This window comes from Gemella sp. GL1, from assembly GCF_013415365.1.
Taxonomy (GTDB): Bacteria; Bacillota; Bacilli; order Staphylococcales; family Gemellaceae; genus Gemelliphila.
This window is the reverse complement of the sequence record NZ_JACBYB010000012.1, coordinates 1-24,496: the sequence shown is the minus strand read 5'-3', so window position 1 is coordinate 24,496 and position 24,496 is coordinate 1. Positions and strand designations below refer to the sequence as shown.

At 27.3% G+C, this 24,496-nt stretch carries 30 protein-coding genes; 6 read left to right on the top strand and 24 right to left on the bottom strand.

Annotated features, from left to right (window positions below; genetic code table 11):
• Positions 1 to 25: 25 nt before the first annotated feature.
• The gene (gene prmA / locus HZY82_RS03020; RefSeq protein WP_135156138.1) at positions 26 to 961 is read right to left on the bottom strand and encodes a 50S ribosomal protein L11 methyltransferase; all 936 of its coding nucleotides are present in this window, start codon (positions 959 to 961) and stop codon (positions 26 to 28) included.
• Positions 962 to 1,094: 133 nt separating this feature from the next.
• Between prmA and uvrB the strand changes: the two genes are divergently transcribed.
• From uvrB to HZY82_RS03005, 3 genes are read left to right on the top strand one after another with little or no spacing between them, the layout of a single operon-like run.
• Positions 1,095 to 3,089, top strand: coding sequence for an excinuclease ABC subunit UvrB (gene uvrB, locus HZY82_RS03015; protein ID WP_179938611.1), 1,995 nt, complete (start codon positions 1,095 to 1,097; stop codon positions 3,087 to 3,089).
• A gap of 56 nt (positions 3,090 to 3,145) precedes the next feature.
• Positions 3,146 to 4,213: a D-alanine--D-alanine ligase gene (locus HZY82_RS03010; protein ID WP_179938609.1), complete on the top strand. Its 1,068-nt coding sequence runs from the start codon at positions 3,146 to 3,148 to the stop codon at positions 4,211 to 4,213.
• A 1-nt stretch (position 4,214) separates the two neighbouring features.
• Positions 4,215 to 5,576, top strand: coding sequence for a UDP-N-acetylmuramoyl-tripeptide--D-alanyl-D-alanine ligase (locus tag HZY82_RS03005; RefSeq protein ID WP_179938607.1), 1,362 nt, complete (start codon positions 4,215 to 4,217; stop codon positions 5,574 to 5,576).
• Between the two features lie 102 nt (positions 5,577 to 5,678).
• Here HZY82_RS03005 and HZY82_RS03000 read toward each other — a convergent pair whose 3' ends face one another.
• The 22 genes from HZY82_RS03000 to HZY82_RS02895 form a co-directional block, all read right to left on the bottom strand.
• Complete coding sequence (locus HZY82_RS03000) at positions 5,679 to 6,218, bottom strand: 5-formyltetrahydrofolate cyclo-ligase (protein WP_135156134.1); 540 nt, start codon at positions 6,216 to 6,218, stop codon at positions 5,679 to 5,681.
• A 161-nt stretch (positions 6,219 to 6,379) separates the two neighbouring features.
• Positions 6,380 to 7,117 (bottom strand): type 1 glutamine amidotransferase, encoded by a 738-nt coding sequence (locus HZY82_RS02995; RefSeq protein WP_135156133.1) that lies wholly within the window; start codon positions 7,115 to 7,117, stop codon positions 6,380 to 6,382.
• Positions 7,118 to 7,119: 2 nt separating this feature from the next.
• Positions 7,120 to 8,430, bottom strand: a complete 1,311-nt coding sequence (locus HZY82_RS02990) for a MurT ligase domain-containing protein (protein WP_179938605.1) — start codon at positions 8,428 to 8,430, stop codon at positions 7,120 to 7,122.
• A gap of 9 nt (positions 8,431 to 8,439) precedes the next feature.
• Positions 8,440 to 9,138 (bottom strand): response regulator transcription factor, encoded by a 699-nt coding sequence (locus HZY82_RS02985; RefSeq protein ID WP_135156131.1) that lies wholly within the window; start codon positions 9,136 to 9,138, stop codon positions 8,440 to 8,442.
• 20 nt (positions 9,139 to 9,158) lie between these two features.
• The gene (locus tag HZY82_RS02980; RefSeq protein ID WP_179938603.1) at positions 9,159 to 9,887 is read right to left on the bottom strand and encodes a pseudouridine synthase; all 729 of its coding nucleotides are present in this window, start codon (positions 9,885 to 9,887) and stop codon (positions 9,159 to 9,161) included.
• A 12-nt stretch (positions 9,888 to 9,899) separates the two neighbouring features.
• Entirely contained in the window at positions 9,900 to 10,451 is a 552-nt protein-coding gene (gene scpB, locus HZY82_RS02975; protein WP_135156129.1) for an SMC-Scp complex subunit ScpB, read from the bottom strand.
• A gap of 21 nt (positions 10,452 to 10,472) precedes the next feature.
• On the bottom strand, positions 10,473 to 11,165 hold the full coding sequence (locus HZY82_RS02970; protein WP_179938601.1) for a segregation and condensation protein A: 693 nt from the start codon (positions 11,163 to 11,165) through the stop codon (positions 10,473 to 10,475).
• 6 nt (positions 11,166 to 11,171) lie between these two features.
• Positions 11,172 to 12,059 (bottom strand): tyrosine-type recombinase/integrase, encoded by an 888-nt coding sequence (locus tag HZY82_RS02965; protein WP_135156127.1) that lies wholly within the window; start codon positions 12,057 to 12,059, stop codon positions 11,172 to 11,174.
• Between the two features lie 8 nt (positions 12,060 to 12,067).
• Positions 12,068 to 12,778 carry a YoaK family protein gene (locus HZY82_RS02960; protein ID WP_167753217.1) on the bottom strand — a complete coding sequence of 237 codons (711 nt, stop codon included), beginning with the start codon at positions 12,776 to 12,778 and terminating at the stop codon, positions 12,068 to 12,070.
• A gap of 742 nt (positions 12,779 to 13,520) precedes the next feature.
• Complete coding sequence (locus HZY82_RS02955; protein ID WP_245174670.1) at positions 13,521 to 13,724, bottom strand: DNA cytosine methyltransferase; 204 nt, start codon at positions 13,722 to 13,724, stop codon at positions 13,521 to 13,523.
• 60 nt (positions 13,725 to 13,784) lie between these two features.
• The gene (locus HZY82_RS02950) at positions 13,785 to 14,315 is read right to left on the bottom strand and encodes a restriction endonuclease subunit S (protein WP_179938599.1); all 531 of its coding nucleotides are present in this window, start codon (positions 14,313 to 14,315) and stop codon (positions 13,785 to 13,787) included.
• A 17-nt stretch (positions 14,316 to 14,332) separates the two neighbouring features.
• On the bottom strand, positions 14,333 to 14,860 hold the full coding sequence (locus HZY82_RS02945; protein ID WP_179938598.1) for a restriction endonuclease subunit S: 528 nt from the start codon (positions 14,858 to 14,860) through the stop codon (positions 14,333 to 14,335).
• A complete protein-coding gene (locus tag HZY82_RS02940; protein WP_179938597.1) occupies positions 14,847 to 16,631 on the bottom strand; it encodes an HsdM family class I SAM-dependent methyltransferase in 1,785 nt (594 codons plus the stop codon). The genes HZY82_RS02945 and HZY82_RS02940 overlap by 14 nt, the downstream gene beginning before the upstream one ends.
• Before the next feature lie 219 nt (positions 16,632 to 16,850).
• Entirely contained in the window at positions 16,851 to 17,297 is a 447-nt protein-coding gene (locus tag HZY82_RS02935) for a type II toxin-antitoxin system HicB family antitoxin (protein ID WP_135156123.1), read from the bottom strand.
• Positions 17,298 to 17,329: 32 nt separating this feature from the next.
• Complete coding sequence (locus tag HZY82_RS02930; RefSeq protein WP_228098224.1) at positions 17,330 to 17,509, bottom strand: type II toxin-antitoxin system HicA family toxin; 180 nt, start codon at positions 17,507 to 17,509, stop codon at positions 17,330 to 17,332.
• A gap of 76 nt (positions 17,510 to 17,585) precedes the next feature.
• Entirely contained in the window at positions 17,586 to 17,846 is a 261-nt protein-coding gene (locus HZY82_RS02925) for a type II toxin-antitoxin system RelE family toxin (protein WP_135156121.1), read from the bottom strand.
• Complete coding sequence (gene relB / locus HZY82_RS02920) at positions 17,846 to 18,073, bottom strand: type II toxin-antitoxin system RelB family antitoxin (RefSeq protein ID WP_135156120.1); 228 nt, start codon at positions 18,071 to 18,073, stop codon at positions 17,846 to 17,848. The genes HZY82_RS02925 and relB (HZY82_RS02920) overlap by 1 nt, the downstream gene beginning before the upstream one ends.
• Positions 18,074 to 18,244: 171 nt before the next feature.
• Entirely contained in the window at positions 18,245 to 18,520 is a 276-nt protein-coding gene (locus HZY82_RS02915) for a helix-turn-helix domain-containing protein (protein WP_135156190.1), read from the bottom strand.
• 62 nt (positions 18,521 to 18,582) lie between these two features.
• Complete coding sequence (locus tag HZY82_RS02910) at positions 18,583 to 18,861, bottom strand: type II toxin-antitoxin system RelE family toxin (RefSeq protein ID WP_135156119.1); 279 nt, start codon at positions 18,859 to 18,861, stop codon at positions 18,583 to 18,585.
• Entirely contained in the window at positions 18,854 to 19,078 is a 225-nt protein-coding gene (gene relB / locus HZY82_RS02905; protein ID WP_135156118.1) for a type II toxin-antitoxin system RelB family antitoxin, read from the bottom strand. The genes HZY82_RS02910 and relB (HZY82_RS02905) overlap by 8 nt, the downstream gene beginning before the upstream one ends.
• Positions 19,079 to 19,323: 245 nt before the next feature.
• Entirely contained in the window at positions 19,324 to 19,923 is a 600-nt protein-coding gene (locus tag HZY82_RS02900; protein WP_135156117.1) for a GNAT family N-acetyltransferase, read from the bottom strand.
• Positions 19,914 to 20,093, bottom strand: a complete 180-nt coding sequence (locus tag HZY82_RS02895; protein WP_135156116.1) for a hypothetical protein — start codon at positions 20,091 to 20,093, stop codon at positions 19,914 to 19,916. Before HZY82_RS02895 ends, HZY82_RS02900 begins: the two co-directional genes overlap by 10 nt.
• A 330-nt stretch (positions 20,094 to 20,423) precedes the next feature.
• On the opposite strand from HZY82_RS02895, the gene HZY82_RS06610 reads away from it, so the two are divergent.
• From HZY82_RS06610 to HZY82_RS02885, 3 genes are all read left to right on the top strand, one after another.
• Positions 20,424 to 20,549 carry a hypothetical protein gene (locus HZY82_RS06610; protein WP_255459276.1) on the top strand — a complete coding sequence of 42 codons (126 nt, stop codon included), beginning with the start codon at positions 20,424 to 20,426 and terminating at the stop codon, positions 20,547 to 20,549.
• A 151-nt stretch (positions 20,550 to 20,700) separates the two neighbouring features.
• Positions 20,701 to 20,892, top strand: coding sequence for a hypothetical protein (locus HZY82_RS02890; protein WP_135156115.1), 192 nt, complete (start codon positions 20,701 to 20,703; stop codon positions 20,890 to 20,892).
• 202 nt (positions 20,893 to 21,094) lie between these two features.
• Positions 21,095 to 21,577 carry a hypothetical protein gene (locus tag HZY82_RS02885; RefSeq protein WP_135156114.1) on the top strand — a complete coding sequence of 161 codons (483 nt, stop codon included), beginning with the start codon at positions 21,095 to 21,097 and terminating at the stop codon, positions 21,575 to 21,577.
• A gap of 112 nt (positions 21,578 to 21,689) precedes the next feature.
• Here the strand turns inward: HZY82_RS02885 and HZY82_RS02880 are convergent, their stop codons facing one another.
• Positions 21,690 to 23,381, bottom strand: coding sequence for a relaxase/mobilization nuclease domain-containing protein (locus HZY82_RS02880; protein ID WP_135156113.1), 1,692 nt, complete (start codon positions 23,379 to 23,381; stop codon positions 21,690 to 21,692).
• Between the last annotated feature and the right edge of the window lie 1,115 nt (positions 23,382 to 24,496).

Sequence of the window (24,496 nt, the reverse complement as noted above, 5' to 3'; positions counted from 1 at the left end):
ATATCAAAAAAAAGTACGCAAATGTTTATTTAGTAAAAACTAAAGAATACCATTCATTTTCATTAGTTTCCTCTACTAATTCGAATCCAAGCATCAATGCTTTTTCTAATAACTCATCTTTCTTATCTTTAATAATTCCTGATGTAATGAAGTAACCATCATTTTTTAATAATTTATATGCATCTGCCAACATTAATTCAATAATATGAGCTAAGATATTAGCAACAATGATGTCATAAGATTTATTTTCTTTTTCTAATAAACTAGCACATTCAACTTCTACTCTATTTTCAATATTATTTAAAATAAAGTTTTCCTTAGATACATCAACTGCTAATTTATCTAAATCAACAGCCTTTAATTTACCTCTTGTCAGATGAGATGCTGCTATTGTCAATATACCACTTCCACTTCCAACGTCTATAACATCATCAGTTTCTCTTACATATTTTTCTAAATTTTTAATACAGAGAGAGGTAGTTTCATGTCCACCAGTTCCAAACGCCATACCGGGATCAATATTAATGATATATTTATTTTCTGTATTTTCATAATTACGCCAAGTTGGAACAATAACGAATCTATTTCCTACATTCAAAACATCGAAATATTCTTTCCAAGAGTTTTCCCAATCACTATCTTTGATAATATTCGTATTAAAAGTATAAAAATTCCCAATGTCTATATGTTCTGAGAGTTTTTTTATTTCATCTTCAATTTTTCCTCTTACTTCTTCAGTAAAATTAAGTTGGTTTATATATCCCTTAACTATTATTCCCTCACTAGGAAAATCATTTTTATCTACTCCAATAATTGTTCCAAAATTATCGTCCAAATCCTCATTTAATATAGAAGCATCTTCAACACAAACTCCTGTTGAATTGTAATCTAATAAAATAGATTCAATAATCTCACTAGCCTCATTCGTAGTATGAATACTAATTTCTACCCAATTTTCCATTATAATCTCCTAAATATTTTATACTATAAAATTATAACATTAATCCACATTGAGGTCTATCCTTTCAACAAGTTTCTTTTTAAAAATTGTAGTATAATATATTAATATAATACTCATTGAAAGGAGTAAAGATTTGGAAAGAAAACACTACGACTTTAATTTACAAAGTAAATACAAACCAAAAGGAGATCAAATTCAAGCAATCGAGAAACTAACACAAGGTGTTCTAGAAGGAAAAAAATTCCAAACCTTGCTTGGAGCTACTGGTACAGGTAAAACTTTTACTATATCCAATATAATTAAAAATACTGGTAAACCAACCTTAGTATTAGCTCACAATAAAACACTAGCAGGTCAATTATATAATGAACTTAAATCATTTTTCCCAGAAAACAGGGTTGAGTATTTTGTATCATACTATGATTATTACCAACCAGAAGCTTACGTTCCTTCATCTGACACTTATATAGAAAAAGATTCGTCAGTAAACGATGAAATTGATAAGCTACGCCACTCTGCTACATCTTCTTTATTCGAAAGAGATGATGTAATTATTGTTGCATCCGTTTCTTGTATCTATGGCCTAGGTTCTCCAGAAGAATATCAATCCCTACAAATAGGACTAAGAGTTGGAATGGAAATTTCTAGAAATAAAATAATGGAGAAATTAATTTCTATTCAATATATGAGAAACGATATTGATTTCTCTAGGGGAACATTTAGAGTTCGTGGTGATATTATTGAAATTTTTCCTGCATCAAAAAGTGAAAACTCAATTAGAGTGGAGATGTTTGGAGATGAAATTGATAGGATTAGAGAAATAAACTCTCTGACGGGGGAAGTCTTATATGAACTAGACTATACAACAATCTTCCCTGCCAGTCACTTCGTTGCCGGAGATGAAAAAACAAAAGAAGCTATAAAAAGAATAAAAAAAGAATTAGATATTAGATTAGAAGAATTAGCCTTAGAAAATAAATTACTAGAAGCTCAAAGACTAGAACAAAGAACTAATTATGACTTAGAAATGATGGAAGAGATGGGATTCTGTTCCGGAATAGAAAACTACTCTCTTCATTTAACACTTAGAGAGCCTGGTTCTACCCCCTATACTTTACTAGATTACTTCCCTAAAGACTGGCTACTAGTTGTAGATGAGTCACACGTTACTATACCACAAGTAAGGGCTATGTATAACGGTGACCAAGCTAGAAAAAATGTTCTTGTAGATTATGGTTTTAGACTACCCTCTGCTTTAGATAACAGACCTCTTAACTTCTCCGAATTTGAAGATAAATTAAATCAAGTAATATTTGTTTCAGCCACTCCTGCCGATTACGAACTAGATCAATCAAGCAAAATTGTTGAGCAAATCATTAGACCTACTGGATTACTAGATCCATTAATTGAGATTAGACCCGTAGAAAGTCAAGTCTTTGATTTAACAAAAGAAGCAGAGAAAATTATTGCCAAAGGAGAGAGAGTTCTGGTTACTACTCTTACAAAAAAAATGGCAGAATCTCTTACTGACTACCTAGTGGAGATGGGGCTAAAAGTTAAATACCTACACTCTGATATTAAAACTTTAGAGAGAACAGAAATTATCAGAGATTTACGATTAGGAAAATTTGATATTCTTATAGGAATTAACCTATTGAGAGAAGGTCTTGATATACCTGAAGTTTCTCTTGTCGCTATATTTGACGCAGATAAGGAAGGTTTCCTACGAGGTGATAAAGCACTTCTTCAAACAATAGGTAGAGCTGCTCGTAATGAGAATGGTAAAGTTATAATGTATGCAGATGAAATTACACGTTCTATGAATAAAGCAATCGAAGAAACAAATCGTAGACGTGAAATTCAGAAAGCTTATAACGAAAAATATGGTATAACCCCCAAAACAATTGTTAAGGAAATCAGTCAATCTATTTCTACTAAAAAAGAAGCGGTCGAAGAAAAAATCAGTATTGAAGAACAGTACTCTGAATTATCTATTAGTGAAATCAAAGAAAAACTGCAAACTATGGAAAAAGAAATGTTCGATGCTGCTGCTAACTTTAAATTTGAAGAAGCGGCTAAAATACGTGATGAAATCGCTGAAATAAAATCTAGCTATAAAATAGACTAATAATCTATGTTTATGGTATAATAAAATCCGTATACTAACTATCAGGAGAAAAGATTATGATAAAAGAAAAAATTGCTGTAATATATGGTGGAAAGAGTGCTGAACACGAAGTTTCATTATTAACTGCAAAATCAATAATTAATGCAATAAACAAGGACAAATATGATATATCACCTATTTTTATTTCTCATGCAGGACAATGGGCAAAAGGTGCTGATATTGTAGAAAAAATTGAAGATGAAAAGACACTTATCTTCGATAACTTTAACCCTAATATAAGTGAATTACTATTTGTTGATGGACAAAAATATGATGTAGTATTCCCTGTACTTCATGGGCCTAATGGAGAAGATGGAACTATCCAAGGTTTATTTGAAATTATGGACCTAGCTTACGTGGGTAACAATGTCTTATCATCAGCAACTGGAATGGATAAGGTTGTTGCAAAAAAATTATTTGAAGTAGCCGGTCTACCGCAACTTCCTTATGTAGATTTCATCGCTTACGAATGGAAAAATAAACAAGAAGAAATTATCTCCACATTAGAAGAAAAATTAAGTTACCCTATGTTTGTTAAACCTGCTAACCTAGGTTCATCAGTAGGAATTAACAAAGCTGATAATAAAGAAGAATTAATAAAAGCCATCAAAGAAGCTTTAAAATTCGATAGAAAAATTGTCGTTGAATTAGGAGTTGTTGCTGCTAAAGAGATCGAAGTTGCTGTTTTAGGATATAACGAAGTAAAAACTACCGACCCTGGTGAAATTGTAAACATTGCTACTAGCGAATTCTATGATTATGAAACAAAATACACTGATGGCCAATCAAGAATGGATATACCTGCTCTAATCGATACAAAACTATTCCCTACATTTCGAAAAATGGCAGAAACAGCTTTCCGAGCTTTAGACTGTTCAGGTTTAGTGAGAGCAGATTTTTTCCTAACTACCGATGGGAAAATTTATATCAATGAAGTAAATACACTTCCAGGATTTACACCATTTTCTATGTTCCCATCATTATGGGCTAACATGGGATTAGAATATGGTGACTTAGTGGAAGAGATTATCACTTTGGCTAAGGAACGCTACGAAGAAAGAAAAGAAATTCAAAACGAGTGCTAATATGAGATACAGTATAAAAGAACTTTCTAAAATATTAAATGCAAAAAATGTAAAAATAATTGAAGATAAAATAATAAGTGGTGTACAAATTGATAGTCGTAAAATAAACGATGGTGATTTATTTATTCCTTTTATCGGAGAAAATCTAGATGGACACAGTTTTATAAACAAAGCTAGGGAAAATAAAGCTGCAGCTTCCTTATCGCTAAAAGATGATATTGATGAAGATATCAATACAATTTATGTAACAGATTCTCTTCTTTCTATACAAACTTTAGCAAGGGATTATCTAACAAAACTCGATGCGAAAGTAATTGCTATTACCGGATCTAATGGTAAAACTTCTACAAAAGATATTATCGCTGAAATCTTATCAACAAAATATAAGGTACACAAAACTGATGGTAATTTCAACAATGAATTAGGAATGCCACTTACAATACTAGCTGCTCCAGAAGATACTGAAGTTCTAGTATTAGAGATGGGGGCTGATGGCTTTAATCAATTAAACTTACTTTCAGATATAGCAAAACCTGACTTTGCAGTTATAACAAACATAGGAGAGAGTCACATAGAATTCTTTGGTGACCGTTCTGGTATTGCTAAAGGTAAATTTGAAATCATTTCAGGATTGAGAGAAGATGGTATTTTTATTTATAGTGGTGATGAGGTTCTACTGAAGAATTTAGTTGAAAAATCTTCTATTAAGTCTATTAAATGCGGATTTGAGAATGAAAATGATATTCTAGTAGAATCTTATAAACAAGAATACGATCATATTTCATTCAAATTAAATATTTTTGAAGATATAGCTGTTAGTAAATTGAAGGGGAAACATAATATTTTAAATATTATGTACGCTAGCGCCATCGCAAAAAATCTTGGATTGACAGAAGATGAGATTATATCTTCCTTAAAAAATCTTGATAAAATTACTAAAATGCGATTAGAGTCAATTAGCTATGGAGAAAATTCACTAATAATAAATGATGCTTATAACGCTAGTCCTACATCTATGAAAGCTGCTATTGACGTATTAGAAGATTTAGAAAATTTTAGTTATAAGACCATTATTTTAGGAGATATGTATGAACTAGGACCAAGTGAAGCAGACTTCCATAAAGAAGTTGCTTACTATCTAAACAAAAATATCAATACAAGCATCAATAGACTTATCTCAATAGGAAATCTAGCTAAACATATCACTGAAGCTACAACAAATACCAAAATTGAAAAACTACATTTTAATAATAAAGAAGAAATATCTAAATACTTACTTGAACATAAAATTAATGAAGAAGTTATTTTATTCAAAGCAAGTCGTGGTATGAAATTAGAAACTATTATCGAAGATCTAATATAAGAGAGTAGCAAGTTAAACTTGCTACTCTCTTATATTTTATTACTATATCTTTTATTCAAAGTTACTAGCCTTTATATTCCTACTAATTGCTAGCTTTTGAAATTATTCGACTAAAATCATTTGTACAGCTATATCATGATCTTCTTTATAGATATTTTCGTATATCTGATCTTTAGATGCCAAAGCAATTGTTTTACCTTGGTAATCGGCAAGATATCTATCATAGTATCCTCCACCAAATCCTATGCGATAACCTTCTTTATCAAAAGCTATACCTGGAACAATTATTAGATCCATTTCTTCTTTACTTAGAATTTCCCCTTCTATGGGTTCCATGATACCAAAGATTGATTTCTTTAATTTTGTACTGTAATTATATACAAAAAAATCCATTTGTCCATCATTGTTACATTTAGGAATACCTATTCTCTTTCCTTGTTTCAAGGCTTCATCAATTACTACGCTCGTTACCCATTCTAGAGAATGTGATATAGTTATAGCTATAGATTTAGCTTCCTTGAACTCTCTAGTAGCCATAAGTTTTTTACTTAGTGCTTGATTTATATTTTTTCTTTCCTCATCACTATATTTTACTAGTTTTTCAAAAACTTCTTTTCGTATAGCTTCTTTTATTTTTTTCATATATCTTTCTCACCTAAAATTCCAAAATTATTCCATTAAATAAGATTTTATACATTTAAATTTAAATAAAGTAAAAAATTTCTTATATAGCAATCTTGTTCACTCTTCCTACATACTTTTTCTTTATTATAACATAAAAAAGAAGCCTGCATAGGCTTCTTTTATTTCTTCATAGACTTTCTTAATTGCTGTGCTATAAATTTATTTGCATCTAATTCAATATCACTATTTAATTCAGGCAAGATGTAATTCCCTTTTCCATATTTATTATCAAGGGCTCCTTGAATTAAGAAATCTGATACTTTTGGATTTTTCGGTAAGATTGGTCCATGTAAATAAGTTCCGATCAAATTATTGTAAAGTATTCCTTCTTTTTTATCATCATCATTATTTCCAAATCCAACTGACACACTTCCTAATGTATCATAATTATGATAAGTTCTTCCTCCATGATTTTCAAAACCAACAATATCTCCAAACTTGTCTGATTCTACTAAGATATTTCCAATCAATCTTGGTTTATCTGCTAAGGATTCTGTATAAAAATCCAAAATATTAAGACCTGCCAATTTACTTCCGTCTGCTGCCTTATAATATTCCCCTAAAAACTGATAGCCTCCACAAATAGTAAGTGCTGGAACTCCTCCCTCTATAGCTGCCTTAAACTCATCTTTTATCTTAGCAAATTGCTCTGTGGCAATACACTGTTCTCTATCAGAACCACCACCTATAAAAAACATATCGCAATCGGTTAATTTAATTCCTGTTGTATCAGTAATATTTTCAACTTCTAAATCAATCCCACGCCATTCACAACGTTTTTTTAATGAGATAACATTACCAATATCTCCATATAAGTTTAGCTTATCTGGCATAAAGTGATATAATTTTAATTTCATATTTACCTACTTTCTAACTCTTTTTGAGTTTCTACTAAAGCTGTGTAGTTTGGTATTACAATATTGTATTCTTGATCAAATGTTTTAAGTTTAGCTACCGCTTCTGTAATGTTTTCATTTACAAAAACATTAGCCTTAATATCAGCATACTTAAGTCTTAGGGCCAATTCCTTAGCACGTTTACCTGAACATACTATATTCTTAATATTTTGTCCCTGCAAGATATCAAAGTCAGTATCCCAAATCCAAGAAATATCAAATCCATCCGCTCCATTATCATTTAATACTAATAGGTAATTTATCTCAATAGATTTATCCATAGAATTAGCTATTGCTAATGAAGCATTCATACCTGCTGGATTTTTTGCAAGGTTAAGCAGATTTGTTGTTTTTTCTGATGTTTTAATAGTCTGCATTCTTCCATTTTTAGAAGTATAGGTCGATAAACCATCAATTATCTTAGTTTTATCAAGCCCAACTGTATCAAGAGTTGCATAAGCTGATAATAAATTATAAATATTAAAATCACCTAATTGAGAAGTTGTAAATTCTTCTTCATTACTAATAGATATAGTGATAAGAGGATTTACCTTAGCAAATGTGACCTTATAGTCAGGTTCTATTCTCTTGAAATCACAATTATCACAAGCGTATATACCCATTTGGCTATAATGTACATGTGAATAATTTAATTCTTTAGAACATGACGGACAGAATTTAGATTCAGTGATCCCACTGTCTTTAAATTGATAAGCATCAGCATTGACACCAAAATATCTATTATTCACTCCATACTTATCCAATCTAATTACAAAAGGGTCATCTGAATTTAAAATTAACTGTATATTTTTACCTTTAATTTGCTTAACGATACTTTCAATTAATGTATCAATTTCTCCAAATCTATCAATTTGATCTCTAAAGAAGTTATTAAAAACAAATTTTGTAGGAGTAATATATTCCATTACTCTCTTAATTGAACCTTCATCTATTTCAATAATTGCAAGTTTTGTATCTTTATTAGTTTGAATAGCAAATGTTGAAATAATTCCATCGAGCATATTTGCTCCTTCAAAATTATTTACTATCTTCACATCTGCTTTTCTCAATGTATAACCAATTAAATTCGATGTAGTTGTCTTACCATTAGTTCCCGTCACGAAAACTATTTCATCAAAATCTTTTGTTATTTCTTTTAGTACATTAGGATTTATCCTTCTTAAGACCTTTCCGGGTAAATCTGTACCTTTTTTACCAACCAATCTACTAGCAAATCTAACAGATTTAGCTATTATTTTATATACACTAGTCATACTTACTCCTTAAATTTTGCTAGAATCAAACATATAGCCAGCTCCCCATACAGTCACTATTGCTTTAGCTAATTTTTCTGATTCTACTTCTAATTTCTTCCTAATCCTTTTGATGTGGGTATCTACTGTTCTAGGATCTCCGTAAATTTCATAGTCCCAAACTTTATCTAACAATTTATCCCTAGAAAAAACTTTATCACAATTCTGTATTAAAAAAAGTAATAAATCATATTCTTTAGGTGCAAAATTTATTTCTTTATTCTTAACAGTAATTTTTCTAGATTCAACATGTATAAACATATCATCTATAGATATTCCTTTGTTAAAATTCTTACTATCTTTAGAATAAGTTCTATTAAGCAAAGATTTAACTCTTAATACCAACTCTCTTGGACTAAAAGGCTTCATTACATAATCATCTGCTCCTATTTCAAAAGATTGTATTCTTGCTTCTTCTTTTGAATTTCCCGAAACCATAATAATAGGAGTATTCTTTATTTTTCTCAACTCTCCTAATACTTTTGTTCCCTTTATTCCAGGTAGATCTATGTCTAGTAGAACACAAGCATAATCATCAACAACTATTTTTTCTAAGGCATCTTCACCATTATCGACTCCTTCAATTATATAGCCTTCTTTTTCAAGATATAAAGTAACCAACTTTCTTATTTGTTTATCATCATCAACCAAAAGTATTTTTCTAGCCATATTTCTCTCCTAATAACTAACTATTTACTATTCTTGGCTTTATTTACTAATACCCTTACTTCGTGAATAGTTAATGGTCTATATTCTCCAATTTTTAAACCTTCCAATGTTAAGTCATCAATAGATGTTCTCTTAAGTTTGATAACCTCATATCCTAGAGCTTCAAACATTTTTCTTACTTGCCTATTTTTACCCTCATGAATAGTAATTTGTACCAAAGTATTGCTTGATTTATTTTTATTTTTCAAAACTTCTACTCTAGCTGGTGCTGTTTTGTAGTTTTCAATTCTTACTCCAGTTTTTAAAATTTTAATATGTCTTTCTTCTACTTTACCTTTGACCTTGGCAATATAAGTTTTCTTAATTTTATGACTTGGATGATTAATTAAATTAGTAAATTCTCCATCATTAGTCATAATAAGTGCTCCAGACGTATCATAGTCCAATCTTCCTACTGGAAACACACGTTCACTAACTTCATTAAAAAAATCTTTAACACACTCTCTATTTTTTTCATCAGACATTGATGTAATTACTCTTTCTGGCTTATAAAATAGGTAGTATCTTTTATTTTCCTTTAATAGTCTAGTTCCTTCCACAATGATAATATCACTTGCCCTTGCTTTTGTACCTAACTCTTTTACTACTTGACCATTTACACTTACTTTTCCATCTAGTATTAATTGTTCTGCTTTTCTTCTGGATGCATATCCTGAAGCTGCTATTATCTTCTGTAATCTTTCTTGCATTATATTTCTCTCCTATTGATTCAAAAATTCATCCAGCTCATCATCAAAATTTGTTTCCTCTATGTCAACTTTTGGTAATTGATCTAAACTTTCTAATCCAAAAATATCTAAAAAGTATTCTGTTGTTTCATACAATTTAGGTCTACCTACTTTATTCATAACTTTGTCAGAGAAAATCAGTTCTTTATCTAATAAACTTGTTATAATATTGTCACTAGCTACTCCTCTAATTTTCTCAATTTCTACTTTAGAAATTGGTTGCTTATAGGCTATTATAGCTAAAGTTTCCGTAGCAGCTTTTGATAATTTTGTTAATTTTTTAGAAGATAACTTATCTTTTATATCCTTAAATATTGTATCAATAACTAACATTTTATAAATTTTACCAAAATTCTTTATCATCAAAGCTGAATTTTCTTCATTATATTTTTCTTTAAATTCATCTAACTGACTTCTAGCCTCTTCTTTAGAGATTTCTTTAAATTGTGAATAGAAATCTATATGTATTCCCTCTTCTCCCTTTATAAAAAATAAGGCTTCCAATATATTATAGTTTTTTTTCAATCTTTCTCTACACCACCTACTCTATAATAATATAATTTTTAAATTATTAGCCTCTCCTATACAGTCAATTATACCTTCTTTTAACATGCCAAGCATGCAAATAAAACAAGCTACTAGTTCTTCTCTTGTATCATATAAAGAAAAAAGATCGTCCAAGTATTCTTTGCCTTCATTTGTAATTTTATATATTATATCTTCTCTTATTTTTGGTAATGAGAGTTCTTTTCTATATTTAATGGAATTTTCTGCTTTTTTTTCTAAATTTTTATTAGATAATATTCTCTTAAATGCTAATTGTAATTTTTTGGCCGACATATCCATTAATTTAGATTCTAATAGCAATTCCTGGCTTTCTTTTTCACCAAAATTTTGTCTTTCTTCTTGCATGTTATAAAAAATATCTTGAACTTCTTTATAGTTTTTATATTCTATAAGTCTTTGAAATAATTCTTCTTCATTCTCTATTTCTTCAACATAAACTTCCTCATGTTGTGGAAGTAATTTTTTACTTTTTATGTGGATTAAGGTGGCAGCCATTACTATATATTCTTCTGCATTTTCTATAGAAATTTTATCCAGCGACTTTATATAATCTAAATATTCTTCTGTCAATTGTGAGATTTTTACATTATGTATATCTATTTCCATTTTTTCTATTAAATGTAAGAGTACATCTAAAGGTCCTTGAAATACTTCTAAATTAACTTTATACATATTGCTCTACCTTATTTTATTTCTAGGATGATTTTTTAACACTCTAGCTATACCTCTAGTTTCTAATCTATCTAAATACGGTTTCAAAGCGTTAATACTCCTAAGTCCTAATAATTCTTTCACATCTTCAAGTGCTATCCCATCTTCTAATAAATGAATAGCTAAAGAATTTCTAAATGTGGTTGGTGATAAGTCTTTTTTATAATCCAAGGCATTTTGACGTTTTTTAAAAATTTTCCATAAACCTTGTCTACTTAGTGCTTCTTTTTTATTAGATAAAAATAATTTTTCATGATTAATCCCTAAATCTTCTAATTTTGCTAAATATTTAGAAATTGCATCCAAAGTCTCCTTATTCAGAGGGATTGTATGAAAAATATTATCTTTCTTATATTTTAAATAACCTATGCTAAAATTGCAATCTTCACGATTTAAAGCTATACAATCTGTAGGTTTTATACCAATTGAATACACTAGCTCAAATATAGCTTTATCTCTTAATGAAAAAATATCTTCCGATTGAAAATCTAATATTTCTGAAACCTCTTCTCTTGTAAAAATAACAAATTCTTCATCACTTTTTTCTAGGTTTTTATCAAAAGGTAAATCCATTTTTGCAGTATAAGCTATCATTTTTTCATCAAATAGAAATTTATTAAATACGTTTATTGTGGATAGACTTCTACGTATGGTTGTTGTGCTATAACCTTTTTTCTTTAACATAAAAAGATAACTATTCACATCTTCTGTATTTGTTGTAAAGTTCTCTAATATTTTTTTTACTGAATATTTATTAACTTTACTTATATCTAAAATGTATGAATCTATCGTATTTTTTGATAATTTTTTATTCTCTAAATACATACGAAATTTTTCAATTACTCTTATTGACATAATTTTACCTACACATCAATCTTTCTATATCTATTCTTCTCGTGTATATTAGCACCACTTAAATTAATTATAAACACTAATATTGCTAACAATATAGCATGGTGACCCATTAACTTAGATAATATCCCACCTGTAATTACTCCTGCAATAAATGATAATAACAAGGAAGCATATATCATAAACATATCACTAGATTTCTTTTCTTTTTTGTAAAAATATCTAAATACATGTTCTGTTGCAGATCTAAGATTTCCAGTACAAAAAATACTAGCAAATTGAACTTTATTAACACTTCTAAAGGAATCAAATTGCATAGCACATACAAATGAAATTATTAATGGCACAGTATTTATAAAACAAATTTTTGGCACTAAATATGCGAATATCAACATACAAGTTTGTAATAATAACGATAAGTTAATATATCTTGCTATTGATATGTCTTTAAATTTATTCATTATATATTCGTTAAATAAGACTCCCATTATAAATGCTACGACGGGGGGAACATATCTTAAAGCTTCTTTATAATTTGTATTAGATAGTTCCATGCCTATTAAAATTATATTAGCTGTCTGTGCATTAGCAAATTGTCCATTATAATTTACAAAAGTATATGAATCAAAAAAACCACATACGAATGTTAATAAGAGTGCAAAAAATACCTGTTCATGACTAGGTAACTTTTTATCTAAAGCTAAAATTTTTAATTTTTTCATTTTTTTCCTCATATTAGTCTAACTTTACATAATTTATCTCTTATTATATCATAGAATAATTTTTAAATGAAGAAAATATTGTAAATAAAAAATTCTATTACTTCACTTACAAAATAAAAACGACTTTCGTCGTTTTTATGATAATTCTATATATTTTTGAAGCATAATTTATATTGCTACTGTTTATTTACAAACCTCATAGTAACAGTATTTCAACAAAAAATACACATCAATTACACTACAGACCACTACAAGCTCTAAAAGTCTAAAATATAGCATTTTTAAAATTTCAATACCATAACAGACCACTACAAAAATATAAACTCGTATATTTTTTCGTATTCAAAATCTAAACAATAAACAATTCATTAATAAAATTTTAGTCTTGTAAAACAAGTCTTTTTTTTTGTCTTTTTTTCCCTAAAAAAAAGAGAGTCATTAATTCTCTTAATCATTTCTGTTTATTGCAAGTTTAGATATTGAATCTGTTAATAACTCATGCTCTTAAGATATCCTGGTGGAAAATCTCAAGTATATCTAAATTATTCAGTAAGTAAGCCTGCAAAGGGAATAGAATATATATTTTATTCTACTAATTTAATTCTCCCAAAAAATATAAATTTACTAAAAAGGGTTAAAAATGTATGTTAATTAATAATATTTAAATATTTATAGAAAAAATCCTCCTTTTTACATAAATAAAAATAACAACTCAAAATGAATTGTTCTTTTATTATTAAATTCATATTTTCAAATTGAATAGCTTCCGTTCAAAACTTTTTTTATAATTTTTGCCATTATGTTCCCGAAAAGAGGTGGAACAGAATTTCCAATTTGCATATAGGTTTTTGTATACGCCTAAAAAGAAATAAGAATCTGGATAACTTTGAATCCTAGCAGCTTCTCTTGGGGTCAAACCTTTAGCTTGGAATGGGTGAATATACATATTACAATCAAATTTCATATGTGCTGTTATAGTTTTTGAAGCTTCTTTTTTATATCAATCTTATGTGATTTTGTTTTTTCTAAATAAGTCGTAACATGGTCTGAACTTTCTCTCTCTAGCGTAAAGCTGTTTTACGTATCTCTCCATATATTCCCAATCAATTTCATTTTTAATATTTACTGGTAGTTTTATATATTCCAATTTTATTGATTCCGAAGAACCCATGTCATTATATTGATATTTCCTTGTTAATGTACCTCTTATTATCGCTGCTAAAAATAAACCTGTATATTTTGTTAGTTTATCATTATACAGTAATAATATAGATGAACCTGCTCCACCTCTTCCTAAAAAATCAGTAGGTTGATAAAAAGTACTTCCATCTACTGGACTAACAGTTATACAGTTTCCCTTTTCTAATAACTCATTATCAAGTGGCATACGATAACTATCAACCCCATTATTATAGTTTCCAGAAGATACAAATGGAATACTTCCGTCATTGTACTTTTTTACACTTCTAGGGGCAGGTCTTTTAATTTGAAAAAGGCTACTTATTTGAAATTTCTTCCATTTTGTTATATCAATCATATGAGATTTTGATTTTTCTACATAAGTTGTAACATAGTCTGAACTCTCTCTCTAGCGTAAAGCTGTTTTATGTAGCTCTCCATATATTTCCAGTCGGGTTCTCCATTATTATCAATAGGTAATTTTACTACTATTTTTAATGCGTCATCTCTTGTAAATTTATTAACATAATCAAAATTCATTAGCTTAGCTTTTTTCTTGAATACTGCTGTGAAAAATATTAAACACTCTTTATTCCACTTTTCATTATACTTAATAGGTTTTAATACTTGAACATGTGAATATCCTACAAAATCATTTTCTTGGTAGAATATACTATCTGCATTAGTTGTATCACTAAATGTTATAACATTTCCTAATTCTGTATTCTCATAATTGGTATATCCGCCTATACCATTATTATAGCTTGAATTTACTACTACTGGATTAGCACCGTTTTCATGCATTAAATCTTTATTTGTTACTTTATGATTTTTTGTAGGATTTACTGAAAATAGCTCCTCTATTTTAAACTCTTTCCAATCTTGTATATTAATTTTCTTCATTTACATCACCTAAATCTAAAATTAATTTATTATCTTCTATATTTGATTTGTACAATACATTATCCAGCAATTTTGCATTAAACTCTTTTACATCTATATTTTGTTCAAACATAATGTAATCTAGTATTGTCTTTTTAAAATCTTCCTCAAATATTTCAAATTCTTTTTGTGGTTTTTGGTATGATAGATTTTCTTCTGGATTTAACCACTGATGAGTATTATATTTTTCATCTATTCTTGTATGAGCCACTTCTAACCAATATTTTTCTATATCTTTCCAACGATTTTTTATATCTTGTCTACCTTGATTTTTTACTCTTTCTAACCCGTCTTCTTCTATATAGAATGCAAATACTTTTTTGCTATCTTGAGGTTTTCCAGTTTCAAACACAAAAATACTTGTTGTTACACCTGCATCAAATAAATTTTCTGGAAGTTTTACAATCATTTCTAAAGTATGTTTCTTTAATAATTTTTGCATTTTATCTTTTTCTAATTTTTTATCTGGTAAAATAAATGCACACTTTGTACCAGCAGGAACATTTGTTAAAACATTTTCTACTATTTTCTTACAACCATATTTTCTTTCATACGGTGGGTTCATTAAAACTTTAGTTATGTTTTTTGATTTTATCCAATTACACGCTTTTTCTTCTCTAGTATCTAAATGTTCTAAGTTAGTTTTTCCGTCTTTATGAATAAGCATATTTGCACAAGCTAAAGCAAATATTTCTCTATCGAACTCAATTCCAAATAATTTATTTTGTTTTATGTCCTCTGCTTCTTTTGTATTATTTCCGCCAACTTCTCTAATCATATTAGACATTGCCTTAGCTAAAAATGCCCCACTTCCACAAGTAGCGTCTAATACTCTATCATTATAACTTACACCTATTAATTCATACATAAAAGATGTGATATGTTCTGGTGTAAATACTTGACCACTTTCAGATTTTTTCTTATATCTGTTAAATTCGTTGAAGAAAATCCCCATTACATCTTCACCGTTCCAGTTATCAGAGTTTACAGAATTCGAAATTTCGATAATAGAATCTATAAATGTATTTATATCCTCTTGATTTTCAACTATATTTACTTTTATTTTACTGTATACTTCTAATAAAATATCAATTTTTAAATTTTGTTGTCTATGTTCTTGTAATGATTTTGCTAAAGTATCAAAGATTTTGTTTCTAAATGGTTCATACCCATTATCTTTAATAGCATTTAAATTACCACCAAAACGCTCAACAACTAATGCAGAAGTTGTAAATATCATTCTATGGTATAAGTTTTTTATTCCAAATTTGAAATGTAATAAATCATTTATACGCTTAGTTACAGTAAATATCTTACCTTTATCTACAAAATCCAACTTAAATAAATCTAAATAATATTGTTTTTCTTGTAGAGTTTTAGCAACTTTTATTTCTTCTTTATTTTTGAATACTACTACATCTTCACCGTTATACAAAATACCTATCGTATTTTTGTATTTAGAAGAAATTATATCAATATTCTTAAATAATTCATCTATTATAGGTTTTTTACTTAAATCTTTATCTGATGATTTTGTTTCTAATATTATTGCAGGTTCACTAACATTGTTAGGTAAATACCAACCATCAGGTTTATCATTAATACCTTTAAACCCTAATTGATTAAAAGTGGTTATTTGCCCTGTTCCTTGTTGAGTGTTCTTTTCATCTTCATCGAACTTTAAAATTATCTTTGCTTCATCTCTTACTTTATCTTCTGTTTTAATTACCATAATTTCCTCATTATTTACTTTATTCTTGAATTAATACATCATCAAATAATAATTCCAGTATACTTAAATCATTTTCATTTAATGTTGCACTTACTTTTAATATCTCATTATTTATCTCTTATACTATTTTATTTCTACTTCAAAAAATATTTATTTGGATCTTAATAATACACTATTTAATAACAAATATCATTTAAAAAAAGAGAGTCACTAACTCTCTTAATCATTTCTATTTATTGCAAGTTTAGATATTGAATCTGTTAGTAAATTTGAAAAATTTACATTTAATTTAATCCCAAGATCATTTGCCCATTTTGGAATATTCAACGTTTTCTTAACTAACTTATTACTTTCAAAATACTCAGTAAGATCAACATATACCAATGAAATAAAAGATTCTTCTATATCATAATAATCTTTTAAATCATTTTCATCTTTAAATGGATAATCTTCTATTACTGATATATCTGTTATTTTACTTGCTTTAGGCACAATATCTCCACTTTCTATAATACTTGAAATCATAATACCTAAATAATCGCTTGCCATATCAACAGCCTCTGAAATATTGCTACCTTGTGTTCCACTCGATTTTAAATCTGGAAAATAAATATAATAACCTTCTTCTTTATTATAATAAAATATTGCGGGATACGTTACTAACATATTACAACCTCCATAATATATTAGAAGAGAGCTTATAAAAGCCCTGCTTCTTTCAAAATTCCCCTTTCAGTTCCCTTTCTAAGTTCTCCTTTTGGGATTATTATTGGTCTTCTTAATCCTTTTTTAGTAATTTTAATATGTGAACCTTTTCCACCTTTAATTTTACTAAATCCTTTTGAAATTAAGAGTTTAACCATTTCTTCTTGTGTCATTGGCATATTTATTACCTCCTGACATATATATTATACCACGTATAAGTACGTAGTATCAAGAGGTTTTACAAAATTACTAATAAATATTTCTTCTATGACCAACACCTAATGCTAATACTATCAATCTATCATCAATAATTTCACAAACTACTCTATAATTACCTACTCTATAACGCCACAAACCTTGCTTGTCACCAATTAATGCTTTTCCTCTGATTCTAGGGTCAGTTATACCATCTACATTTTTATAAAGCCATCTAACAATCATCTCTGCTACTGGCTTATCTAACTTTTTCAATTGCTTTAATGCTTGTTTATCAATTTCAAGTTTATACATTACAGCTCGATACCTAATTCTTTAGCAACTTCTTCTATACTATACGTTTTTGGATTTTTCTTATGTTCTTCTAAGGCTTTAATTCCCAACTCATAGTCTAGCTGGTCTTCTATTTCTTCTGCTAATGCCCTTTTAAATAATTCAGATAATGATTTTCCAGTCAATTCCGAATAAGCATTAAAAATTTTTTCTTCTCTCTCATTCAATCTCAATGAAACTATTCCCATAATATATCTCCTTATTTTTTATTATATGTAATACATTGTAATACACTTTTTTAAATGTTGTCAAATATACTTACTCTCAAAATTCCGTTTCTAATATCTCAAAAACTCTAAAAGGTAAAACTTTCATTAATTTGTATACAAAAAAAGACAGGACGCTCCTCCTGTCTTTTTTTATGTGAAACTGATAGTTAACTCTTTTCCGAGTGCACGAGCTATTTTACTTAATGTTGCGATACTTGTATTAGCCCCTTTTTCTATCCGTGCAAGGGTAGTTTGGGGCACTTGGGCTAATTCTGCTAGTTCTCGCTGACTGTATCCTAATGCTTCTCGCTCCAAAATAATAGCAATTGCTTGTTTTGATCGTACTTGTAATTCCTCAAATTCTTTTTTCAAGTTGTCATCTTTGAGTTGTTCTGCTAGATAATCGTCAAATTTAATTGTTGTCATTTTGTTTTCTCTCCATCTCTTCAAATTCTTGTTTTAGTTGTCTAGCGTGTTTAATCTCGCTTCTAGGTGTTTTCTGAGTCTTTTCTATGCCCTACTTCAAATAAAAACACAATAAATTTATTATCTTCTATTGTAGCAAATAATCTATAATCTCCTACTCGATATCTCCAAACACCTTTTAAATTACCTGCGAGCGCCTTTCCCTTTATTCTAGGATCATTTGTATCCAATAAATTTTTTCTAATCCAATTTCTTATAAGTTTCACATTTTGCTTATCCAGCTTTTTCAATGACTTTTTAAATTCTTCTGTAAACAATATATCATAGTGATTATTATTCATTTAAATCTCCAAATAATTCAGAAAAAGTATATGTTTCGCTATTATGTACATTTTTCTTAGCTTCCAAAATTCTTTCTTCATCTATTTTTAAATCATCTTCAATTCTATCTAGAATGGACTCTCTAATAAAATTTGATAAACTCAAGTTATTTGTTTTTACATAATTCTTTATTAAATTCTTATCTTCATCTGAAACTCTAAAAGATAATGTTGTCATAAATATATTCTCCTCCAATAATTTGTAATACTTGTATTACAAATGTATCATATATTTTCTAAAGTGTCAATCAAAAATAAGAACTTATTTCTGAAAGACACGTTATACTCTTTAAATAATACAAATTAAATTTAGCAATCAATAGAAAATATCATTATAGAACCACTAAAATCAAGTTTTTATAGAAAAAAGAACAACTCAAAATGAGTTGTTCTTTTATTATTAAATTATTAATAACTGTATTTTTATAGTTTCATAATCATAACTCTTAAACCGTTACCTGATATATAACCATCTACTTCGTAAAAACCAAATTTTTTATAAAAATTCAATATTTTACAATTGTCCTCACATTCTAACCACACATATCTAGCGTTAATTATTTTCTTAGCTTTTAACACCATTTTATACGCTTCTTTTAAAATATCAGTACCTGTCACATTACTAGCTGCAGCCTCTGGTGCAAAATTTTTCCCTATTTGACCTATTAAATAACTATTTATTATATAATCTCCTGATTCAGTTCTTGTTCCACTTTTTGTTAAATTTCTTTTTTGATTATTGCTTAACTTATTAAAATTCTTTTTACTCATTGTCAAGGGTTTATTTGCTATTGAAAAATACCCAACTAACATAAACTCACCATCAATTTCATCAAAAACAAGATAAGTTGTTGATAGGGTCATATTTTCAAATTGAATAGCTTTTGAATGTAAAAAGCACTCCACATCGTTAATCTCTCCAGATTGATGGGGAATACTTTTAAATCGTAATAATGTAGATTTCACTTGTTCTATTGTATATTTTTCTAACAAATCCTGTAAACCTACTAAAATTAACGACATTCTTCAACCTTTCTTTTATTAATTATTTTATCTAAGATACTAACATCTCTAATTACTTCGACATTAGTTTCGATTTTGACAGGTTTACGGTCCTTGTTTAACGCTTTAATTAAACTATCTGCTGACTTTTGATTAAATTTAATACTATCCGTAAAACTTTTAGTAGCCATACAACCCTCTCCCCTTTCAATTCTTTTTTTTAATATAACATTAATAAGCTTAAAAATCAATCAAAAATCGCAAAAAAACATTTTTAATATGTAATTATTATCACTTTTCTCCTTTCAATATCTCAAAAAAAAAGCAGAAAACAATAATATATAAAAAAGGATACGCTACAAATACACATCTTTTCAAACTTAAAATCTACAATCGTTTATAAACTATATTTGTAAATAATAAAAAACTTCACAAAAACACTTGACTTTATACGCATTATCGTATATAATATAATTATAAAGGTTAGAGATGAAGAATACTAAAAAAGAAAGGAGAACACGATGAGTCGTAAAAGACTTAGAAGAAAAAAAGAGCAGTCACAAAAAGAAAATAACTACATTCAACTAATCAACTTGACAATAGCGATAATCAATTTAATAACTGCTCTTTTAAATTACTTCAAATGACCATCAATCAGCCGTTTGGCTGATTGCTTGGTACATCGTTTATTATATTATGAAAATGAATAAAATACAAAAGATAACTTTTATAATTTTAATATTAACTTTAATTATTCAAATTTTTACAATATTATTTAAATAGGAGTGATTACACATTATGAATAGTAAATTATCAGAAGCACAAAAAAAAGCAATTAAAAAATGGGATGAAAAAAATAGAGAGAGAAAAAATTATATAAATAAACGTTCTACAGCTAGAAATTTTATAAAAACTATGGCTGATGAAGATGTTGAAGAATTTAAAAAATTGATAGAAGAAAGAGAAAAAAAAATAAAAAAAAGTTTATAAAAACACTTGACTTTATACGCATTATCGTATATAATATAATTATAAAGATAAGAAATAAATAAAAAAAAAGTTAGCACCTCTGAGTCGCCAAACTGAAAAGGTACTAACCACCAATGATAAAACAATTTTTTAAATGTTTTATTAATATATTATAACTTATCTTTCAAAAAAAGTAAATATTAATATATTAGGAGAAATTAAAATGAAATTATATACATTAACATTCAAAAACAAAAATTCAAAAAAAATCACGCTAGCTGGATTCGATATAAAACGTATATTTGAAAGCTATGCAGTTGATTATGATAATTTGGAAGTTGAAAATTTTATAGCAGAAAATTATGAAGAAAATTTTTACGATGTTATCACAGATGACGAATTAGTTAGATATTTAGAAAAAATGAGCGGAGATTTAGATTTAGTTATAGGTGAAGATTACAATGAATTTTGTAATCGTGAAGAATTATCAAAATTTACTGAAGAAGAAAAAAAAGCTTTGTATTTTGAACATATTTTGAATTATGAAGATTTACTTTTAAGTAAGTTTCTTGAACAAATCGAATCACTAATGGACGATGAAAACATTACAAATTTACAAGATTTCATAAATTACGGAAACATGCACAGTGAATTGAAATACTATGAATTTGACGATAAACACAAAGCGTTATATATTATAGATTAATTCAAATTTTATTAAAACACAAAAAAAGAGCGTAAATTAATACGCTCTTTTTATTATGCACATACAAAAAATAAAATCTTTTGTTCTTAATTCTTTTGTAAATTACATTATGCTACAATTTCTTCTCTCTGCCAATTTCCCTTTTTTCAATTATATTTTTATTTCTTACCTCGACATTTTTCTCAATATCTTTTGCATATTTATATTCATGCACTATACTATTGAATTTTGAATTTAAAATTGATCTTTCTTGTCTTACTTCTTTCAACAATCTATCAAGTTCTTTTCTATTTGTATTTTTAGGTATTCTTAATTTTTTAAAAATATCAGTTACAACTTTATTAGATTGATTAGATTTTTCATTTTTTAATAACAAGGCATGTACTTTGTTTAATTCTGCAATTCTTGAATCCAATCTATTTAATTCATTTTGTGTTTTCTCTAATGTATCTTGTAATCTATTTTGAAAATCTACAAAAGTACTATAACCCGTCACATTATTTTTTGATAAAAATGAAAATTCTTCTAACAATCTGTCTAAAGCATTAACATTATAATTTTTATAAATTGCAGCTTCTCCATTTTGAATAGAAATCTGTTTAGCAAATGTTGTAGCTTTTATGAATTTGTTATCTTCTGATTTTTGTGGATTTACAAAATAAAAAAAGTCATTTCTCTTTATAAATGCTTCATAGTAATCATCTCTTTTTTCTAATTTATTATGGGGTACAAATACTGTTCCCCTATTTAAAAAACCAAACTCAACATTAACATATAAACCACGATTTGTTTCTTCTGAAATTTGCCAAGGCTCTATGAAAAATCTAATATCAAAATTATCTTCTATTTCTTTTTTATGTATTTCATATAATTTTACTATATTTTCTTTAGGGTGTTTATCTACATTTGCTTTAGTCATTATTTCAATTTTTTCTTTAGAATAATTTCCTTTTTTAGACAAACTTCTATCTCTGATAAATCTTTCTTGTGAACTATTTAATAATTTATATCTTAATTCTTTTCTCCCATCAACAACTTTAATGTTCAATAATTTTGCTTTCTCTTTAAAATCAGAATATGAGTTTGAATGTTTTATTAAAAAATTCAATTTATTTTTTATCTCGTATCTGTAAGAATTTTTTTGACGATATGCTTCATATTTTTTATGATCAATAATATTTTCTCTTTCAATTATTTTTGCTCCAAAAAGATCAGCATGCTTATCTGAAATATTTTCTAAAGATTTTTTTGTTCCCTTCTGCCATCTAAATTTTTTTAAAGTAACATTATTTGTTGAATTAAAAATTATATGATTGTGTAAATGCTCTTTGTCTAAATGTGTAGCTATCAGAAATTCGTGTTCACCATTTGTTAATTCAATTACAGTTCTTCTTCCAACTTCATGAACTTCTTCAGGATTCAAATTGTCTTCTGGAGAAAATGATTGTATTATATGATGAGCTAATACATCATCTTTATTTCCCTGACGATTTATATTTCGATAAATTGCTTCATCTTTAGTCAACATCATTTCGTAAAATGCAGTTTCAATATATGCTATACCATATGCAGAAACTAATTCTTTTTCCCCATTTTCATTTATAAACATATCAACTGAATCAATATATTTGTTTTTTGATTTTAAAGTTTTATTTTCATCTATAATATAGTTTACTTTTTTCTGAAGAATATCATTATATTCTTTTTCACTAAATGAATTTATTTTCTCTTTATTATTTATATAATTTAATGCAGTATTCAATCTATCCTCTTTTTTAATTTGAAAAACTTTTGTGATTACCATTTTATCCTCCTAAAAATTTTTTAAAATTATTTTCTACTTTGTTTTGAATTTTACTATCATGATTTTTTGATTTTCTAATTTTAGAAATTTCATTTTTTGGATTTTGCTCTTCTCAAATTTTTAATTTTCTAATTTTAGAAATTTCTAATTTTTAAATTTGTTCTTCCTAAATTTTTGATTTTCTAATTTTAGAAATTTCTAATTTTTAAATTTGTTCTTCCCAAATTTTTGATTTTCTAATTTTAGAAATTTCATTTTTTGAATTTTGTTCATCACAAATTTTGGATTTTCTAATTTTAGAAATTTCTATTTTTTAAATTTGCTCTTCCAAAATTTTTGATTTTCTAATTTCTAGAAATTTCATTTTCCGAATTAGTCAAAATAAATCAAAATGAAGAACCTATTAGTCAAAATAAATCAAACTTAATCGGAGTTATTGGTCAAATTTAGTCAATAACGAGGGTAAAATTTAGCCCTTTTTTTTCATTTACTGTGGCAAGCGTAGCATTTGTGTCCACAAAATGCGAAAAAATATAATATAATTTTGGGGAAGACCCCAATCCCCTAGTTTTTGATCTATTTTGACTAAATGATCTTTCTTATTTCTTCTATCATCTTTATTTTTAAATTTTTGTGTTTTAAGTAATTTTTAACTTTTTGAATTTACGATTTTTTAATTTTCATCATCACAAATTTTTAATTTTTAATTTTCTGAAAATTATTTTTTTGAATTTTGTTCATCATAAATTTTTGATTTTTGAATTTTAGAAATTTCATTTTTAAAATTTTAGTTATTGCAATTTTAAAATTTTAATTTTTATTTTTTATTTCGTTCGCTTAAAAAATTTCAAGAGATTTTAAAATTTTTTCTTCGTCCCTTGAAAAATTTTTAAAATTATTCTCTTGATATTTTTCATTTTTCGCTTTTTCTTTTTACTGCGAGCAGACAAAAAAGAATTTTAAATTTTTAATATCTGCTCTTTTAAAAAATTATAAAGCGAAAAAATCGCCTTGTAATTTTTCTGTTTGAATTTTTTTGCAAGCACCAAAAAAGAAACTTGAAATTTTTCTAAATTTAATTTTTTGAAAATTATTTTTTTGAATTTTGTTCATCG

Excerpts from the sequence above, each read along its gene's own strand:
- HZY82_RS02885 (WP_135156114.1), top strand. The coding sequence starts at position 21,095 with ATGAAATTATATACATTAACATTCAAAAACAAAAATTCAAAAAAAATC.
- HZY82_RS02940 (WP_179938597.1), bottom strand. The coding sequence starts at position 16,631 with ATGGTAATTAAAACAGAAGATAAAGTAAGAGATGAAGCAAAGATAATT.
- HZY82_RS02965 (WP_135156127.1), bottom strand. The coding sequence starts at position 12,059 with ATGTCAATAAGAGTAATTGAAAAATTTCGTATGTATTTAGAGAATAAA.
- relB (WP_135156120.1), bottom strand. The coding sequence starts at position 18,073 with ATGGGAATAGTTTCATTGAGATTGAATGAGAGAGAAGAAAAAATTTTT.
- HZY82_RS02995 (WP_135156133.1), bottom strand. The coding sequence starts at position 7,117 with ATGAAATTAAAATTATATCACTTTATGCCAGATAAGCTAAACTTATAT.
- HZY82_RS02945 (WP_179938598.1), bottom strand. The coding sequence starts at position 14,860 with ATGAAGAAAATTAATATACAAGATTGGAAAGAGTTTAAAATAGAGGAG.
- HZY82_RS02950 (WP_179938599.1), bottom strand. The coding sequence starts at position 14,315 with ATGATTGATATAACAAAATGGAAGAAATTTCAAATAAGTAGCCTTTTT.
- HZY82_RS02910 (WP_135156119.1), bottom strand. The coding sequence starts at position 18,861 with ATGAATAATAATCACTATGATATATTGTTTACAGAAGAATTTAAAAAG.
- HZY82_RS02955 (WP_245174670.1), bottom strand. The coding sequence starts at position 13,724 with ATGTATATTCACCCATTCCAAGCTAAAGGTTTGACCCCAAGAGAAGCT.
- HZY82_RS03010 (WP_179938609.1), top strand. The coding sequence starts at position 3,146 with ATGATAAAAGAAAAAATTGCTGTAATATATGGTGGAAAGAGTGCTGAA.
- HZY82_RS02925 (WP_135156121.1), bottom strand. The coding sequence starts at position 17,846 with ATGTATAAACTTGAAATTGATAAACAAGCATTAAAGCAATTGAAAAAG.
- HZY82_RS02990 (WP_179938605.1), bottom strand. The coding sequence starts at position 8,430 with ATGACTAGTGTATATAAAATAATAGCTAAATCTGTTAGATTTGCTAGT.
- HZY82_RS02880 (WP_135156113.1), bottom strand. The coding sequence starts at position 23,381 with ATGGTAATCACAAAAGTTTTTCAAATTAAAAAAGAGGATAGATTGAAT.
- HZY82_RS02895 (WP_135156116.1), bottom strand. The coding sequence starts at position 20,093 with ATGGCTACTAAAAGTTTTACGGATAGTATTAAATTTAATCAAAAGTCA.
- prmA (WP_135156138.1), bottom strand. The coding sequence starts at position 961 with ATGGAAAATTGGGTAGAAATTAGTATTCATACTACGAATGAGGCTAGT.
- HZY82_RS02960 (WP_167753217.1), bottom strand. The coding sequence starts at position 12,778 with ATGAAAAAATTAAAAATTTTAGCTTTAGATAAAAAGTTACCTAGTCAT.
- relB (WP_135156118.1), bottom strand. The coding sequence starts at position 19,078 with ATGACAACATTATCTTTTAGAGTTTCAGATGAAGATAAGAATTTAATA.
- HZY82_RS02970 (WP_179938601.1), bottom strand. The coding sequence starts at position 11,165 with ATGTATAAAGTTAATTTAGAAGTATTTCAAGGACCTTTAGATGTACTC.
- HZY82_RS02935 (WP_135156123.1), bottom strand. The coding sequence starts at position 17,297 with ATGTTAGTAACGTATCCCGCAATATTTTATTATAATAAAGAAGAAGGT.
- HZY82_RS06610 (WP_255459276.1), top strand. The coding sequence starts at position 20,424 with ATGAGTCGTAAAAGACTTAGAAGAAAAAAAGAGCAGTCACAAAAAGAA.
- HZY82_RS02915 (WP_135156190.1), bottom strand. The coding sequence starts at position 18,520 with ATGACAACAATTAAATTTGACGATTATCTAGCAGAACAACTCAAAGAT.
- HZY82_RS02900 (WP_135156117.1), bottom strand. The coding sequence starts at position 19,923 with ATGTCGTTAATTTTAGTAGGTTTACAGGATTTGTTAGAAAAATATACA.
- HZY82_RS02980 (WP_179938603.1), bottom strand. The coding sequence starts at position 9,887 with ATGCAAGAAAGATTACAGAAGATAATAGCAGCTTCAGGATATGCATCC.
- HZY82_RS03000 (WP_135156134.1), bottom strand. The coding sequence starts at position 6,218 with ATGAAAAAAATAAAAGAAGCTATACGAAAAGAAGTTTTTGAAAAACTA.
- HZY82_RS03005 (WP_179938607.1), top strand. The coding sequence starts at position 4,215 with ATGAGATACAGTATAAAAGAACTTTCTAAAATATTAAATGCAAAAAAT.
- HZY82_RS02985 (WP_135156131.1), bottom strand. The coding sequence starts at position 9,138 with ATGGCTAGAAAAATACTTTTGGTTGATGATGATAAACAAATAAGAAAG.
- HZY82_RS02930 (WP_228098224.1), bottom strand. The coding sequence starts at position 17,509 with ATGACACAAGAAGAAATGGTTAAACTCTTAATTTCAAAAGGATTTAGT.
- HZY82_RS02890 (WP_135156115.1), top strand. The coding sequence starts at position 20,701 with ATGAATAGTAAATTATCAGAAGCACAAAAAAAAGCAATTAAAAAATGG.